Origin of the sequence: Kaistella haifensis DSM 19056 (genome assembly GCF_000735695.2) — a bacterium.
Taxonomy (GTDB): Bacteria; Bacteroidota; Bacteroidia; order Flavobacteriales; family Weeksellaceae; genus Kaistella; species Kaistella haifensis.
The window spans coordinates 1-18,006 of sequence record NZ_JASZ02000007.1 but is presented as its reverse complement, the minus strand read 5'-3'; the positions used below and the strand labels follow the sequence as shown (position 1 = coordinate 18,006).

The following is an 18,006-nucleotide window of genomic DNA, read 5'->3' as shown; positions in this document are numbered from 1 at the left end:
AGTCTTAACTGAATAAATACCAAACAATCCCCAGATTCAATCGGAAATCATAAATCGGATAATTTGGCACGGTGAAAGATTTGTTCTGCATGAAAGTAGTGTTCAGATGTTGCGCTTCGATAAAAAAGAACATCCGTTTCACTTTCAGGTTGAAATAGACATCGGCAATTGGTTGTCCGCCGATGGAATAGGAATTTGCATTCGGTAAAATAAATTCGTTCAGCACCGGAAAATATTCCCGTGAAGCGAACTTACTGAAATAATACACCTTGATTCCAGCTTGAATTTCCGCTGCTTTTTTGAATGCTTTGGATTGCCAAAAAAGGTTGGCTCTACCAATAAAATTAGGCATTGGCAACAAATCTTTATTCCCAATTGCACTTTGGAAAAGCACTTTCGGATTCAAATGGAAATTGCCATAAGAGAAGGTGGCTTCCCCGCCAATTTGGGAAATATTTAAAGAAGAACTGCTCTGTTGCGGTTGTGCATCGGCATCGAGATAGGTGAAACTATCAATTCTGAAATAATTGGCAAAAACACTGCTTTTGAACCATTTTAGGTTAACATCACCTCCAATTTCGGTAATCGATTCATTGTTTGGATTTTCTAAATTATAATTGAATTTGCGGTAAATCGATGGATTCATCAGCAAATTAAAGGTCGGCGATGCGGTTTGGAAATTCACCTTAGCATTTACGAAATACCCTTCGATCGGTTCGAATTTCAGTAAGTTTCGCGAACGTAGAAAACTCCCAAACTCGCTACCATTGGAAAACTCCAAATTGGAATTAAGAGCGACTTTGTTCCAAAGTTTAATTTGTAAATTACCTACTGCGCCAATTCGGTTTTCAGATCTTTCTTGGGGAATATTGAAGGATTCCGGCAAAGCGGTTCCTATTCCAAATTTGATCAATTGATGGCGAACTCCCGCGTCTAATTTGAAGTGTTCTTTGTCGAAAAGAATGCTTACGGTATTGCTCAAATTCTTGGAATATTTCTTCGAAGAAAGTGGATAATCAATCAACTCATCAGCTTCGGTGAAATAATATCCTTCCGCTGAAGATTGATTATAGTAATATTTATTGGCTTGATGAAAGAAGGTATGTCTAATTTTAAAAGGAAATTTCTCGGATGCAAAAGGCCGGAATTGTTGGCTGAAATAATACCTTCTGTAAGAAAATCTGGAATCCGACCCAGAAAGGTTGACCGGCAAATTCAGACGGTTATCGAAATTACTGTTTCCATCGAGGAAAAGACTGATGTCGGAAACACCGCCATTCTCTTCATTATTTACATTTTGGTGCAGATAGTGCGCGAAAGCTTCGTACTTATTGTTTTTGGAAGTGTAGTGGCCGGAGAAGATGATATTGTTGTTAGAAGCCAAATTATTCTGATAGACTCCCAAAGACCTTAAACCCATGTACTCTACCGCAAAGTTGAAATATTTACCGATGTTTTGAGTGTAAGTGGATTGCAGCGCTGCTCCACTGCTCACGGAATTATGATATACGAAAGCCGTGGTGGGGGTTTTTACATCGTAATACTTAACGTCATTAACACCAAGAATTATGAATGATTTATTGGTTGGAAGCAAGGACAAGTTTTGCTCGGGATTTACCTCATAAACCAGCGGTTGATAACCTGAACCGATATTGGCAAACTGTATTTTCCCAAAGTTATCGCGGTTGTTGTATTGCGAAAAGATATAGGTTTTGTTGTGGCTCAAAACCGTATCAAATATCTTCTTCTCGGAAAACTGAGTTTGATACTGATAATCGTAAATCGTAGGCTTAAAGATCTGCAGTGAATCTTTCCGTCCGGAATCAATAACCAGGGTATCCTGAGGTTTTACTCTGTTGGAATCGGTTTTGTTGACGACTTGCGCAACAAGCAGACTGTTGCAAAATAATAGACAGAGAAAGAAGTATTTCATTGTTAAACTTTGGACTACAAATGTAAGAAATATAGGGAAATAAAAAACCCCGCTAGATATGCGGGGTTTTGAGTATTTAATTTGGATTAGTTGTAGCCGGGATTTTGGACCACATTAGGATTTGTTTGCATTTCCGAAATAGGAATTGGCCAAACAAATTTATAATTGTCTGCTTCAGCGACAAAAGTATTGTTGTTTTGTCCTGTTTTATCAACCGGTTTATGATTTCTCTTAAGGTCAGTCAATCGGTGACCTTCCAAGAAAAATTCAAATCCTTTTTGTCTTAAGATTTCGTCGAGCAAAGCTTGCCCGGAAGTTGCAGGAAGTAAATATGCAGTATCTCTGTAGGTTTTAACCCAAGCTTGAAGACCCGAAGCAGCAGCAGCAGGATTCTGATAATAGTTTGCTTCCGCCAAAACAAATACCGCTTCTGTTTTTCTGAAAAGCACCACGTCTTTTGCGGCAGAAGTATACTTTCTAACGTCAATTGGTTTCGGAGTATCCCCTAAATTGTTCACATACGCATTAGAAGTGTACCATGTAGTTCTTCTAATATCAGTGGATGGGAACGTTTCCCAGAAACTTCTTCTCATCCAGTTTTGTTTATAAGTTCCCGCTGATGACCATGTTCCTGATAAAGCATCATTTGAACCAAGGTTAACAGTTGAAGATTCATAAATTTGAAACAACGTTTCGTTGACATCATTATCACCTAAAAAATAGGAGCCCACTTTAGATCTTTCTAACAGAGGAGTGGAACCTGCTAACGTTTTATTGGCAAATTCGATTGCTTTCGGATAGTTCTTCATATAAAGATATGTCCGTGCTGTCAATAGATTTGCGGCTTCGATATTAAATTTATTTTTACTGGTGCTATATTCTTGACTAAGATTCGCGTTCGCGTAATTCAAATCAGCAAGTATCCCGTTATAAACCTCACTTACAGTAGATCTAGGAAGTTTTTGTGTAAGATCGAAAGTAGTAGGATATGGTACTCCAAGACTTTGATCGCCATCTCCAAAGTTTGGTGCAAAATATTGCATCAAAGTCAAGTAGGAGTATGCTCTTACGGCATGCGCATGAGCAAACAAATCAGTTGTTGGCGCACCACCAGTATCACCTTCAGGAATTTTCCCTTCATACTCCAAGATGAAATTGGCATTTGCTATGATATTATAAAGACTGTTCCACAGACCATCACTTACGCCATCACTTGGGCTAATGTGTCCCCATCCATTTGTTTGGGTAAATCTTCCGGAATTTACCATTCCCACAAAGGCGAGGTCACCGGTAAGTTCCTGATACGTTTGATGATTGGCACCAAGAGCCGACGCGGAATTCATTGTGGCATAAAGACCATTAACCGCAACTTCAAGATCCGCTTTAGTTTTCAGTGAACCGCTTGGAGAAATGACGATAGAGCTTGGTGGTAGATCGGTAAGGAAACTATCAGTACAAGAAGCGACTCCTAGTGTTGTGAAAGCGGTTGCTATAAGAATATTTTTAAATTTCATTGTTTAATTTTTTTTATTAAAAATCAATTGTAACTCCAAATAGATATTGTTTCATATTTGGCTGTGTTTGATCATACACACCCATTCCACCGATTGTACCCATGGTGTTGGAGTTGGCTTCCGGATCGAATGGCAAGTTTTTATCAAACGCATAAGTCCAAAGATTTACTCCTCTTAGATATAGATAAATACCTTTAGGACCAAATTCTCCCAAAACGTCTTTAGGAATTCTGTACCCTAATTCTAAACTTTTCAATCTCACATGATCACCTTTAAATAGGTATCTTGTTGAATGCAGACGAGTTGCGGTATTACCAGGCAAAAATTTCGGACGGTCTGAGTTTGGATTATCTACAGTCCAGCCATTTAAAGCATCTGCGAACTGAACACCTTGGATATCTTGACCATCATTGTTGAAGTAGCGTTGCCATAAATCATATACATAGTAATCGCCCATATAGGTGAATAAGAACGAAAGTGAAAGGTTTTTATAATTGAAATTATTTGTTAAACCTGCTGTATGCGTAGGTAAAGCATTTTTACCGGTCATCATTCTTAACGCTTTTGAAGTGTCATTCGTTGTTTCGGTGAGTGCTTCGTTGGTGTACCACAACGCATCACCATTAGATTTATCCACTCCCGCGTAAGCATATAAATACCATTCGGTTGGGTTATGATCTACAAGAAAACGCTTAGCAAAAGTTCTGTCGACAAATGGGCTCAATAATTTTGTAACCTTAGAATCATTATAAGAATAATTTCCAGTTACCGTCCATTTGAAGTTTTCTTTGTTAACGATATCTGCACTTAAACTTGTCTCAACTCCTGATGAAACAGAAGAAACTGCATTTCCTAATAAGTTAGGGAATCCAGTAGATCCAGGGTTTGGAACATCGCTGGTTAACTGATCCACAACATCGTTTTTGTACCAATCTACAGAAACTCGATATCTATTTTTATAAAAACCTAAATCGATACCGACGTTTAATTTTTTTGAAGTTTCCCATCCTAAATCAGGGTTACCCGGAGTAATCGAATTTCCAGAAGCTTCTAAGTAAGAATTTGGAGTAAGTAGTTTGTATTTTCTATAGAGAAAATCATCTCCCCCTGTATTTCCCACTTCACCATAACTAGCACGAACCTGGAAGTTCTGGAAAGTATCTGCAATATTACCAAGGTTATGTATGTTCACATTTGCTCCTGCTGCCCAGAAATTACCATATTTTACATTGTCCCCGAAATGCGAAAATCCATCTCGTCTGAAAGATCCGGTAATATTAAAGTAATTTTTGAAGCCGTAGGAAGCTCTAGCGATATACCCTATTAAGTTCCATTCGGTATTATCAGAAGAACCATCAGCAATATTTGCTGCATTAGCCAAAGTTACAAGATCCCAGTGACCAGATAAATAACCTTGACGGAGTACAAAGGTGTTTTTCGAAACTTTGTTTGTTGCTTCGGCACCTACCGATAAATTAAGGTCATGATCTTCATTCTGACCTAACTTCACATTATAATGAACCAAATTTGACCAGTTCCAAGTAAAATAACTGTAATCTGTTTTGATACCATTTCCATTTCCTAATTCATCTCCAGCATTTACTCCATCAGCAAAATCTGGATTCTGCCACTCGAATTCATCATAGTAATTATAATCAATCCCAATATTTGAAGAGAATCTAAAGTTTTTTGCAAAATTGTAATCAACCCCTAATGACGACAAAATTTTGGTGAATGTCGATTTTCTCTTATTAACATCCTGAATTCCCACTAAGTTGAAATCAGCACCTATTCCTGAAATTAAATTTAGGTTATAGGAACCGTCTTCATTATAAATCGGCTGAGTTCCGTTAATAAATCTTGAACCTAAAATTGGGTTTTGAAAATATACATAATCCAAAGGTCCTTTTTGATTTGCTCTGGATAACATGTTGGACATTTGCACGATCAATCTGTCGGAAACCTTCCAAGTACCCTTTAATGAGGCATTTAGTCTGTTATAAGAAGCGTCTCTACTGATCCCTTCCTGATCGGTATAACCTAATGAGGCATAAATATTGGCAAATTCGGTACCTCCGGAATAGTTGATGGTGTTTCTACTAAAAATTGGAGATGCATTTCTTGTCGCTTCCTGCCAATTATCGTTGGTTTTACCATCCCAGTTATAATATGAAATTGCATTAGCGGTAGCATCTGCCTCGCTTTGCCCTTGGTTCATATAACCCATGGTAAGTAATTTCACCATACCCGGTCCATCAAGCAAATCATATTTTTCATACGCTTCTGTACCAGCACCGATTTCTGAGTTTAAACTAAATTTGCCCCCTTTTTTTCCTGATTTTGTTTTAATCACGATAACACCTGCAGCCCCTCTGGAACCGTAAAGTGACGTAGTAACCCCATCTTTTAGAACCTCAATCGATTCAATATCTGCAGGGTTAATCATCGCTAAAGCATTTGAGGTAGTTGCAACACCTGCAGCATCACCCGTTAGAACCGGCACCCCATCTACGATGTAAAGCGGCTGGGTATTTCCTGACAAACTGCTGATACCTCTGATCAAAACCCTAGCGTTGGAACCTGGCTGACCACTGTTAGAGTTAATTACAACCCCAGAAGCTTGACCTGCAATCGCTAAATCTAAGGACACTGCGTTTGGCTTTTCTAAAACTTTTGATGAAATTAAAGAATACGAACCAACTTTTTGTTCTTGGGATTCTTTAATACCGTAAGACCCTAAAATTACCACCTCTTCAATATCCTGTGTTTTGGTAGCCGTGTCTTTTTTTGCTTTCTGAGCCATGAGTGTATGCCCAGCAAAGAACAATACACCAACACTTAAAACTCGTAATTTTACAATTATATTAACACATTTTAATATTTAATGGGACAAATATGTTAATTTATTTTAACATATACAAATTAAAATTTCCATATCCTTAAGTTATTTTTATTTTTGTTAACATAATAGCGAAAAATAGGTGTTTTATTTTCAGAAGTAGTAGGCATACAGGGAAGGTTGGTGAAAATTACCTAATGTGCTCACCTGTCATAAAATGATAAAGCCACCCTTTCGGATGGCTTTATCAGATGAAAGCTTATTGAACTTGACTTAACAAAACTTGTTTCCGTGAATTTAAGAACTTGCAATAGTTTGTTATATGCTAAAAACAGGTTCTAAAGTTCATTTTGCTCAACAAGTCCTTTGGAAGCATCAATTTCAGCTTGAGGAATGAGCCATGTCCAAAGTTTGTCTGCTGCGGGAACAGTTAATAGGTTATTTACTACCACGGGCGCATAGTTCGTGTTAGTTCTGTCCAACGGCAGATTCAGTCTCTTTAAGTCAAGAAATCTGAAACCTTCACCCCAAAGCTCGAGTCTTCTGCTGGTAAGAATTTCGTCAATATATGCCTGACCAGTTTTTGTAGAAGTTACATATGCAGGGTTCCTGTTTTGCTCTAACTGAGTGAACACCACTTTTGATTGTGCTTCCTGGTTGTTTCTTGCCAAAGCCTCTGCTTCAATGAGGTACATTTCAGCTGACCTCATGAACGGTATATCACCTAAACTGGTATTGGCATCAATGGCGCCCTCTGCATTTACCGAAAGGAACTTTTGTGAGGTATACGCAACCTTTAGATAAGTTGAAGGCAGATTGAGTGAAGTATGGGCTCCTGTAGGATCAATTACTTGTGTTCTCACGTCCGTTGCAGGAAAACTATTGAAAAGAAGTTTGTTTACAACTTTGGGTGCCTGACGAATTTGGGAAGAATTATAATTTCTGGACATATATGCATGGAAATTACCAAAATAATCGGAGGTAGCAGCAATCGGCTTGTAGCCCCACATCCACTCACCGACAGCATAGTTGTTAAATCCTGCTTTATAAGTAGCGTTATTCATTAGTGCAAAGCCTTGTCTTGCTTCATTTGCGTAAGTAGCAGCATTTGCATAATCTCCTGTTGTCAGCGCAACTCTTGCCATAAGGCCTTTTACCACGTTTACGTTAAAGTGTGACTTGTTGGATCTAGCTTTACCATTAAGTAATACAATAGCCTGCTGAAGATCAGCTTTGATTTGCGTATAATTAGCTTCCAATGAAGCACGAGGAATAGGATCCATGCTATCATCTAACCTTAATGGAACCCCCAACTGAGTGTTTGTACTGCCTGGAACATATCTTTTAGCATAAATCTGATTCAGCATGAAGTAAGAATATGCACGGAAAGCATAAGCCTCACCCATTACTCGCTCCCTTTCGGTAGCATCACCTGCAGCTGCAGGCCCATAATTGATAAGATCGTTTGCCATTCTGATTTGCTCATAGAAGAAATCATACGGATAGAAAAGGTTACCAGAGTTAGCATTCGCATTATCCAGCCATCGTATGGTGCTCACAAACCAACCTGGTCCAGTTGCAGGGAAAATAAGATCCTCCCCCATAACATCCATATAGATTAGGATATGTGTTGCGCCATTCTGACCCTGACTTGAATTCTGACGGCGGTGCATATTTCGATGCATACCGTTGATCGCTGTAGTCATGTTTGCTACAGAAGAATAAACGGTGGATGAACTCACAGAATCTGTAGGGTCTGTCGTGAGATACTCTCTCTCACAGGATACTGTCGTAGCAAGCAGTACAAATGCCGCAGCTACAAAAATTGATGATTTATTGAAGAATTTCATTTTAATTTAATTTAGAAGGTTGTACTTAGACCAAAGGTAACAATTCGGGGTGGGGAGTATCTGTTAGTAGTAGTACCGTTGAATGATTGATAAGGCTCCAAACCTTTTCGCTTGCTTGTCATCCAAATATTCTCACCGCTTACAAATAACTTAAGACTGGAAATCCCAACCGATTTTATAAGATCTTTATTAAAGTTATACCCTAAAGTCGCATTCCTTAGCATTACATAACTCGCATCGATCAGCCATCGTGAAGAAGCTGCCGCAGGTCCTGCGGTGTATGAAGAGTTCATTACAGGTACATCAGTAATTTGTCCTGGAGTTGTCCATCTGTTAAGCATATCAGTATGAAGAGCTCCACCTTGCGGATAAGCTGTCATCAATGCTGCATAATTCGTGTCATAAATCAAACCTCCAAATTGATAATTAAGCGCTGCGGAAAGTTCCCAATTTCTAAAATTAACTGTTGTAGAAACATTACCGAAGAAATCTGGTATTGCAGATCCTTGGTATTCCAGCAAAGCTTTATTCTGGTTGGTAGTAACTTTCTGTCCATTCACTGTTCTTTCGTCGGTAGCATTCACAACAGATTTAGTTGGATCCAGCACGAAAAGTCCTTGTCCATCAGTAGGATCTACACCAGCCCAGGTTCTGAGATAGAAAGCATAAATGTCTTTGCCTTGTTCAATTTTCTTCGATCCGTTGATAAAAGATTCTTCGAGTTGAGTAACTTCATTTTCATAGGTTGAACCAAAAGCCGTGATATTCCATTTTAAGTCTTGATTACGGATTACGTCTGCTGAAATTGTTACTTCGTAACCCCTATTTACCATCGCACCGATGTTTGTCACAACTTCGTTACCAGGAACACCTGCGTTAAGTGGCTTTTTTGTTGCAAAAAGTAGGTCACGGGTTTCAGAATTGTAATATTCCAATGTCCCTTTTACTCTTCTGTCAAATAATTCAAACTCCAATGCTACATCACTTTGTGCTTTTGTTTCCCAGTGAACATCAGGATCAGCAACGGTTGTAAGCAGCGTTCCTGCTTCCGTTCCATTATTGTAACCAATTCCGTATAATGATTTAAATGCATACCAACTTTCAAGATTATCATTACCTACCTCTCCGTAAGATGCTCTTAGTTTAAGGAAGTCGATTTTGTTAATCCCACTCATAAAGTTTTCTCGTGAAATCACCCATCCTGCGCCAGCTGACCAGAAAGACTGCCATCTTACTTCATCTCGGAAACGTGAGGAACCGTCCCAACGGATAGATCCTTCCAGAAGGTATTTCTCCAGGTAATTATAATTTACTCTCCCGAAAACCCCTTCCTTGCTTCTTCTGTTAAGTGATGAGCTTAGTGATGAGTTGTCAACAAAGTTATCAAACTCGAACTGATCTTCTAGGATCTGTTGCCTCTTGTAGCCATATAAATAGTCATACTTTTCTTCAAAATTTTCATGACCTCCCATTAAGGTGAAGTTGTGATCTCCAAAAGACTTGTTGTAAGTCAAGATCTGGTTCCATGTAAAATCTCTGCGGAAATAGGCAGTTCTGGCCGCAGAACCAATACCTATCGCGTCACCAATCAGCGTATTGGTGTAGGTCTTATTAAGAGTTCCTCTATAATTGTATGATCCGTTAGTACGGAAAGTTAATCCTTCCAAAATCTGTGCTTCTGCATACACATTACCCTGAATATTGTAGGCGTCAGTAATATTGTCATTCAATAATGTTTCCCAGACAACGTTTCTCCCTGATGCCCCATCAGAACCGCGCATTGCTCCGTTATCGTACATTACGTTTCCATCAGCATCGTACATCCTTTGACCTGTAACAGGATCATGTTTATAAGGGCTATAGATCGGCCCCATACCACGTGTCCATCTGTATGGGTTTACAAATGATGCATTATTATTTTCTCCATCTACCGCATTAGAACCGCTAGAGAAGGATCCATTAAGACTAGTCCCTAATTTTAACCATGGCTTAACTTGAGAATCAGCATTTAAACGCAGTGTCATTCTCTCAAAGTTCGATTTTATTACATATCCTTCTTCATTCGTGTAGTTGAGAGAGGAGTAGAAAGTACTCTTATCATTACCCCCAGAGTATGAGATGCTGTGTTCGTTACGCAGACCCGTACCCATAATCGCATCTGCCCAGTCGAAATCGTTATACTTCAGTTGCGCATTTGGATTGAAAACTCCATCAACAACAAGCTGGTTATCCGGAACATTGAATACATTGGTTTTAAGGTTACCTGAAATCAGGTTTGCACTGGCATATGCGTTAGCAGTAGCTAAAGTTTGATTTGCAACCAATAATCTCCCATTCCTCATTGATTCCCATGTAAGCAAGTAGTAATCTTTAGGGCCTACACGGTCATATTCCTGTACGAATCTACCAATGATACCCGTGCTCGAATTCAGTGTTACACGAGAAGAGTTTTTCTTTCCTCTTTTAGTTGTTACGAGGATTACCCCGTTAGCTGCTGAAGAACCATATAATGAAGTGGAAGCAGCATCTTTTAGAACGTTTAGACTTTCAATATCATTAGGATTAATCGAATTCAAGTTTCCTGAAAACGGTACACCATCTACTACAATCAAAGGCGAGTTACTTGCCAAAAATGAACCCGCACCACGGATTCTAATTGCAGGGGAATCACCCGGCTGCCCAGAAGACGCCGCAATCTGGATACCTGCACCGGCTCCATCCAGAGCCTGAAGGGCATTGGAAATCGGCCTGTTTTCAATCTCTTTAGCACCAACTTGAAGGTTAGATCCTGTTAATGTTGATTTCTTTTGCGTTCCGTAGGCCACTACAACTACCTCATCAATATTTTGAACTTTGGTAGTGTCTTGCTGTGCCGATAAGTGCTGGGCCGCAAAAAACATTGCCCCAATACTTAATACTCTTAATTTCACATTCATATTAACACTTTTTTAATATTATAGTGCAAATATGTTAATTTATTTTAACATGAACAAATTTATATTTTAAAAACAATTTCAACTTGTAAGATACCTTTACAATTTATTATTTTAACTCATTTTTAGTTTAACAACATTTGCTGACGAATAAAAAAATCGTTTTTAAAAAAACTTATTTTTCTTTGATATATCTAGATATTTACCAAAAAAAACCTGCCGTAAAAGCAGGTTTTCATCATAATTTTTAACGGTCGTTACTTCAGTTTTTTCTTAACGGCAACTTCTTCGTAAACTTCCAGGATGTCGCCAACTTCGATGTCGTTGTATCCCTTGATGTTCAATCCACACTCGTAACCTTTGGTTACTTCTTTCACATCGTCTTTGAAACGCTTCAAACTTTCAAGTTCACCATCGAATTTCACGATACCGTCACGCAGCAATCTGACTTTCGAATTTCGGGTTACTTTACCGCTGAGGACCATACATCCTGCGATCGTTCCTACTTTGGTGATTTTGAAGGTTTCGCGGATTTCTACGATTCCAATTACTTGCTCTTGAATTTCCGGAGAAAGCATTCCCTCCATCGCTTCTTTTACTTCATCGATCGCTTTATAGATGACAGAATAAGTTCTGATTTCGATTTCTTCTTTATCGGCCAATTCTTTTGCATTGGCACCCGCTCTCACGTTGAAACCAATCATAATCGCATCAGAAGCCGCTGCTAAAAGCACATCAGATTCGGTAATCTGACCAACACCTTTGTGAATAATATTGATACTGATCTCTTCTGTTGAAAGTCTTTGCAACTGATCCGAAAGCGCTTCTACGGAACCGTCCACATCCCCTTTCAGGATAATATTAAGTTCTTTGAAATCTCCAAGTGCGATACGTCTTCCCAATTCATCCAATGTAAGGTGCTTTTTGGTTCTGATCGATTGCTCTCTTTGGAGTTGCTCACGTTTTGTTGCGATGGTTTTCGCTTCTCGTTCATCTGCAAATACTCTGAATTTGTCACCTGCAGTAGGTGCGCCGTCTAACCCTAAGATTGTAACCGGGATTGAAGGTCCTGCAGATTCCATAGGTTTTCCTCTTTCATCCAGCATTGCTTTTACTTTACCGTGATTTTTTCCTGCAAGCACATAATCTCCTACTTTTAAAGTACCGGTTTGGACCAGAAGTGTAGAGACGTAACCTCTTCCCTTGTCTAATGAAGCTTCTATTACAACACCTTGTGCGTTTTTATTTGGATTTGCTTTTAGCTCAAGCATTTCTGCCTGCAACAATACTTTTTCGAGTAACGCATCCATATTGTTACCAAACTTAGCAGAAACCTCCTGAGATTGAACATTTCCTCCCCATTCTTCTACCAGAATATTCATTGCTGATAGTTGCTGACGGATGTTGTCCGGGTTAGAGTTTGGCTTATCCACTTTGTTTAAAGCGATAATCATCGGAACTCCAGCAGCCTGTGCGTGAGAAATTGCTTCTTTAGTTTGTGGCATCACATCATCATCGGCAGCGATTACGATAATTGCGATATCGGTAATTTGTGCTCCACGCGCTCTCATTGCAGTAAACGCTTCGTGACCTGGTGTATCAAGGAAGGTAATTCGTTGACCATTTTCCAATTTCACGTTGTAAGCACCAATGTGCTGAGTAATACCACCGGATTCACCGGCAATTACGTTAGTTTTTCTGATATAATCGAGTAAAGATGTTTTACCATGATCTACGTGTCCCATTACGGTAACAATTGGAGCTCTTGGCAACAAATCTTCTTCTTTATCTACATCTTCTTCAACCGCAGATTCTTCAAGATCCGCATCAGAGAATTCAATTTTGTACCCGAATTCATCCGCTACTAGCAATAATGTATCTGCTTCTAATCGCTGGTTCATGGTCACCATTACTCCAAGCGAGAAACATGCAGAAATTACTTCTGTAGGGCTCACGTTCATTAAACTTGCTAATTCCCCAACAGTAATAAATTCTGTTACCTTTAGCGTTCTGTCTGCTGCATCAATTTCTTGCTGAAGCTCATCCTGCTCTCTTCGGTAAACTCTTTTTTCTTTTCTATATTTCGCTCCTTTATTTTTCCCTCCTTTATTGGTGAGTTTTTCTAAAGTTTCTTTAATTTGATTCTTAACCTGCTCATCGGTAAGCTCTACAGGCATGGTAGGAGCGCCTCTTCGGCTTCCACCTTTTCCAGCATTTGCACCACCTTGGTAACCAGGTCTGTTTCCCCCTTGTCCGTGCGGGCGGTTGTTGTTACCTCCCTGACCTTGTGGACGGTTCCCTTGGTTATTTCCTTGTCCTGGAGTGTTGCTTCCCGGATTATTAGGTTTTTCGATTCTTTTTCTTTTCTTTTTCGCTGCTGCACTATTGGCTCCGCCTTGAGGCTTTGGCTTATTGAATTGAGAAAGATCTACGGTTTGTTTCAGAATTTTAACACCTTCCAGTTTCTGATAAACAGTTTCTATTTTATCATTTTGTGCTGGTTCTTCGTTAGAAGCATTGGTTGTTTCTGCTGGTTTTTCGGCAGCAGGCGCTGGATTTTCCGCTTTTGGAGCAGGAGCTTCCTCAACTTTTGGAGCGGGCTTTTCTGCTTCTTTTTTTGCTTGTTCTTTTTTGGCAGATTTCGGTCGTTGACCTTCGATTTGTGATAAATCGATTTTATCTAAAACTTTAAATTCATGTTTTTCAGAAGGTGCAGGAGTAACGGGAACTTCTGCGGTCGGAGCCGGTTCTTCTTTCGGAGTTGCCTCTGGCTTCACTTCTTCCTGAACCTCAGCTTTTTTGGGTTCAAGGTCTATTTTACCCAAAACTTTTGTTTCAGGTCTCAGGCTTGCTTTGGCTCTTATTACCTCAGGTTTTGAAGGTTCAATTTCCAGTTTCTCTTCCGGAACTTTAATCATCACGACCTCATGGGAAGCTTTTCTTTGTTCACCATCTTTGGCGAACTCAGCTTCCAATGCAGAATATGCCGATTCTTCCAATTGAGCGTTCGGGTTATTTTCTACCTCAATACCTTTGGATTGTAGAAATTCTACCAATCGTGACATCGAGATATTAAATTCCTTAACCGCTTTGTTTAATCTAATTTTGGGCATGTATAATTTATACTTTTATTTAATTTTCGGTAAAGTTAATGCTTTTCCTTTAATATGAAGATTTTTCAGGATTAGTCTTCAAACTCTTCCTTCAAAATTTGTTTTACCTCTTCAATGGTTTCTTCTTCCAAATCTACCATTTTCAATAGTGCATCGGTTTCTTTGTCCAAGATGCTTTTCGCTGTAGTAAGTCCTACTTTCTCGAATTCGTCGATGATCCATTGTTCGATATCGCCTTCTTCGGTACCTGCGAATTCTTTCAATTCTACATCGTCATCTTCGCTAGCCTCTCTATAAACATCGATTTCATAACCGCTTAACCAAGAAGCTAATCGGATGTTTTGTCCTTGCTTTCCAATCACTCTTGAAATCTCCTCAACCGGCGTGTACACTAAGGCATACTGTGTTTCCGGATTGATCTCAATTTTATTGATAGTGATGTTTCCTAATGCTCTTTTCACCAAGATTTCAGGGTTTTTAGACCATTGAATTACGTCAATATTTTCGTTTTTCAATTCCCTTACTACTCCATGAATTCTAGATCCTTTCACCCCCACACAAGCTCCTACAGGATCAATTCTGTCATCGTACGCATCTACCGCGATTTTCGCTTTTTCACCCGGGATTCTCACTACTTTTTTCAAAATAATGGTACCATCCTGGATTTCAGGAATTTCAAGCTCCAAAAGTTTTTCCAAGAACTTCGGTGCAGTTCGGGAAACAATAATTTGTGGTTTGGCTCCTTTGAAATCTACACTTTCTACCACTGCTCTTACGTTTTCTCCTTTTTTGAAGAAATCCGAAGGAATCTGATTTTCTTTTGGCAAAATAAATTCATTGTCTTCATCATCTAACAAAATCACGTGTTTGTGACGAATATGGTGCACTTCTCCTACTACAATCTCTCCAATTTTATCACGGAACTGATCATATAAAACCCCGTTGTTGTGCTCCTGAAGCTTTGTAGCAAGAATTTGCTTTAAAGTAAGAATACTTCTTCTTCCCAATTTCTCGATTGGAATTTCTTCAGTAAAATCTTCACCAACCTCGAAAGTTGGATCTATCTTTTTAGCTTCAGAAATTTCAATTTCCAAATCATCGTCTTCCGACATTTCGTCTTCAACGATTGTTTTGTTCAAAAAGATTTGAAAATCTCCTTTATCAGGGTTTACGATTACATCAAAGTGATCATCAGAATCATACCTTTTTCTAAGTAAAGTTTTCAGTGAATCTTCTATAATCGCCATCAGATCAATTTTGCTGATGTTTTTATCTTCTTTGAAATCGCCAAATGCTTCAATCAATGCTAAACCGTCCATTATTTTTTATTTTATTTTTAAATTCCCGAATGTTGCCGGGAGAAGTTGAAAGCGCCGAAACGCTTGAACTACAATGAAATTACTATTATTTTTTTTCAGATATCCCTTCGAATAACCTTTTTCTTCTTTTAAAACTTTATTGCGACCAACGCTTTTTTGATCTCGGTGTAAGGAATTTCTTTCTCTTCTTCTACATCCACCTTTCCTTTACCTATTTCTTTAGGTTTTCTGTATCTCAACACCAAAGTGATGTGATCGTCTTCCACTTTCGCAAGTTCTCCCTCGATTTTTGTGGAATCGGCAAGCAGAATATCGAGTTCACGACCCAAGTTTTTTCTAAATTGTCTTGGCGTTACCAGCGGCTCACTCAATCCTGCACTCATTACTTGAAGGGAAAAATCATGCTCTTCGCGATCCATATTAAATTCAATCGCACGACTTGCATCCAAGCAATCCTGCAACGTAACACCACTGTCGCCATCGAGGATTACCGTGATATCGTCGCTTGCTGAAAACTTCAGATCGATCAGGAACAAATCCGTTCTTTCCGCTAAAAACTGATGAAGCAGTTCTTCTATTTTTTTTCTAAATTCCATAACCTTAATTTGAGTTACGAAAAAAGGCATTCTTGCGAAGGCCTTTTCATTGTTTTCCGTAAATCCGATGCAAATATACAAATTTTTGATAAAACTGCAAAACACCTAAGAGAATTGAATCTTGAAAATCAGACCACAATGTGTAATTTCTTTATATTTGCAACGATCGATGCAAGACTGCACTTCTTTATTAAAAAACACCTGATTTGAAACTAAATTTATTTTCCAAACTAGTTTTTGCAACATTATTGGCTTTGGTGGTCAATAGTTTTGTGTATTTTTCGTTTGGAAATATTTATTCATCCAAGATCCTCAACTACGCAGATTTTCAGGCGCAATTTAAATCTGGAATTTATCAGTATAGAAAACTCAGCGGTTATTTTTTAATGGGAATTTATGATTTTTTATCTTCATTAAACATTGATTATCATATATTTAAATTAAAATTCTTCAATCCAGAATCCGACGCGAAAATGTATTTGACTTTTTATATTTTGAATACAATTTTCCTAATGCTTACCGCTGTTTTGATAGTTTTCATTACCGAAAAGAAAAATTTCGTCGCTACTTCCTCCGAAAAAATCCTGCTGATCGCGATTTGCATCTTCACAATTGGTATTTCTCAGTTTGTCCTTGTTCCTTACGATGTTTCGAGTTATTTTTTAATATTGATTTTCTTTTGGTTTTTATTGAAATATTTGGAACAAACTTCAGCCAAAAATCTCATCATACTGGTCGCGATTTTGGCAATTTCTACTGTTAATAGAGAATCCTCCGCATTGTCGATTTCCCTTGCCGCAACGTTGCTCTACGCAAAATTCGGGATCAGAAAAGAAAGTATTTTTCCCGTGCTAATTTTAGGCATTATTTTTTTCGCAATCTATTTAGGGATGAGGTTTTCACAAGGCACTTTCACTACGAATGACGGTAATCTTTTCCTGCAGAATTTCACCGATTTCAAAAATTTGTTAGGGATTTTGTTTTGGGCGGTATTTTTTGTTCTTCCTCTTATGCTTGCGAAAGACAAGAAAGCCTTCAACAGCATCATTATTTTCCATATTCTTTCTATACCATATATTGCCATGTGTTTTTACGCGGGAATTCTTTACGAAACACGGCTTTATATCCCGTTATTTCTTACTGTTTTATTTCTAAGTAAATTTGACGTAAAAAAAATTGCAGCACAAAACTCATGATAAAAAAAACATTTAATCTACTCACATTCGTTACACTTTGTGTGCTGATAATAAATTCTTTTTTTATTTATCCATCAGCTGATGATTTCTCTTATTTTGTGAAGCAAAAATCATATGGTTTTTGGGCTTTTCAGGAATGGCATTATTTCAATTGGGGAGGTAGATACATCGCCAATATGATTTTAGGAAGTTTTGATTTTAATGAGGCAGGACTTCATTGGTACCGAAGTATTGCTGTATTTATAATACTTGGGTTTTACATTTCTTTAGTAGCTTTTACAAAACAAATAATACGCCCCAAAGATTATCTTTTAACTACAAACCTCATGTTTTTAGCGTATTGTTTCTCGTTATATAGCCTTTCGCAAGAATTTTACTGGATGCCCGGTAGCATCACGTACACGTTAAGTCTAATTCTTTGTTTGATTTCCTGGACACTTCTTGAAAAGAGTAAGAACTGGCGCTTTTTCTTAATAAATATTATATTAACCCGTAGTGCATTATAAAAGGTTATTCATAATACGAAAAAAAATCGTATATTGTATTGACTACCAATCGAATACACTATGAATAACCTAGATGCAATTTACGATTTTATTTTAAATGAATTAAGAAAATTAACCTTAAATGAAAATTTTTATTTTAAACCTATTAAACCAAAATTGAGTGATTTAGAACTTATTGCCATAAATATTTCTGCAGAATATTTATCA

General features: G+C 38.2%; 10 protein-coding genes and 1 pseudogene. 3 read left to right on the top strand and 8 right to left on the bottom strand.

Going from position 1 to position 18,006, the window contains the following annotated elements; translation table 11 throughout:
* Window positions 1-4: 4 nt before the first annotated feature.
* From AP75_RS04895 to rimP, 8 genes are all read right to left on the bottom strand, one after another.
* Window positions 5-1,933: a putative porin gene (locus AP75_RS04895; protein WP_031504622.1), complete on the bottom strand. Its 1,929-nt coding sequence runs from the start codon at window positions 1,931-1,933 to the stop codon at window positions 5-7.
* A gap of 86 nt (window positions 1,934-2,019) precedes the next feature.
* Window positions 2,020-3,447, bottom strand: a complete 1,428-nt coding sequence (locus AP75_RS04890; protein WP_088263733.1) for a RagB/SusD family nutrient uptake outer membrane protein — start codon at window positions 3,445-3,447, stop codon at window positions 2,020-2,022.
* Between the two features lie 16 nt (window positions 3,448-3,463).
* Window positions 3,464-6,250, bottom strand: a complete 2,787-nt coding sequence (locus AP75_RS04885) for a SusC/RagA family TonB-linked outer membrane protein (RefSeq protein ID WP_088263732.1) — start codon at window positions 6,248-6,250, stop codon at window positions 3,464-3,466.
* Window positions 6,251-6,624: 374 nt separating this feature from the next.
* Complete coding sequence (locus AP75_RS04880; protein ID WP_242589764.1) at window positions 6,625-8,028, bottom strand: RagB/SusD family nutrient uptake outer membrane protein; 1,404 nt, start codon at window positions 8,026-8,028, stop codon at window positions 6,625-6,627.
* A gap of 119 nt (window positions 8,029-8,147) precedes the next feature.
* Window positions 8,148-11,072, bottom strand: a complete 2,925-nt coding sequence (locus AP75_RS04875; protein WP_034767402.1) for a SusC/RagA family TonB-linked outer membrane protein — start codon at window positions 11,070-11,072, stop codon at window positions 8,148-8,150.
* A 254-nt stretch (window positions 11,073-11,326) separates the two neighbouring features.
* Window positions 11,327-14,182, bottom strand: coding sequence for a translation initiation factor IF-2 (gene infB / locus AP75_RS04870; RefSeq protein WP_088263731.1), 2,856 nt, complete (start codon window positions 14,180-14,182; stop codon window positions 11,327-11,329).
* A gap of 71 nt (window positions 14,183-14,253) precedes the next feature.
* Entirely contained in the window at window positions 14,254-15,501 is a 1,248-nt protein-coding gene (gene nusA, locus AP75_RS04865) for a transcription termination factor NusA (RefSeq protein ID WP_088263730.1), read from the bottom strand.
* Between the two features lie 128 nt (window positions 15,502-15,629).
* A complete protein-coding gene (gene rimP / locus AP75_RS04860) occupies window positions 15,630-16,097 on the bottom strand; it encodes a ribosome assembly cofactor RimP (RefSeq protein WP_031503656.1) in 468 nt (155 codons plus the stop codon).
* A 206-nt stretch (window positions 16,098-16,303) separates the two neighbouring features.
* On the opposite strand from rimP, the gene AP75_RS04855 reads away from it, so the two are divergent.
* The 3 genes and pseudogenes from AP75_RS04855 to AP75_RS14925 form a co-directional block, all read left to right on the top strand.
* The gene (locus AP75_RS04855; RefSeq protein WP_143755815.1) at window positions 16,304-17,293 is read left to right on the top strand and encodes a hypothetical protein; all 990 of its coding nucleotides are present in this window, start codon (window positions 16,304-16,306) and stop codon (window positions 17,291-17,293) included.
* Window positions 17,290-17,799, top strand: coding sequence for a hypothetical protein (locus AP75_RS04850; protein ID WP_088263729.1), 510 nt, complete (start codon window positions 17,290-17,292; stop codon window positions 17,797-17,799). Before AP75_RS04855 ends, AP75_RS04850 begins: the two co-directional genes overlap by 4 nt.
* Window positions 17,800-17,859: 60 nt before the next feature.
* Window positions 17,860-18,006 (top strand): annotated as a pseudogene (locus AP75_RS14925) (IS982 family transposase); the annotation flags it as partial.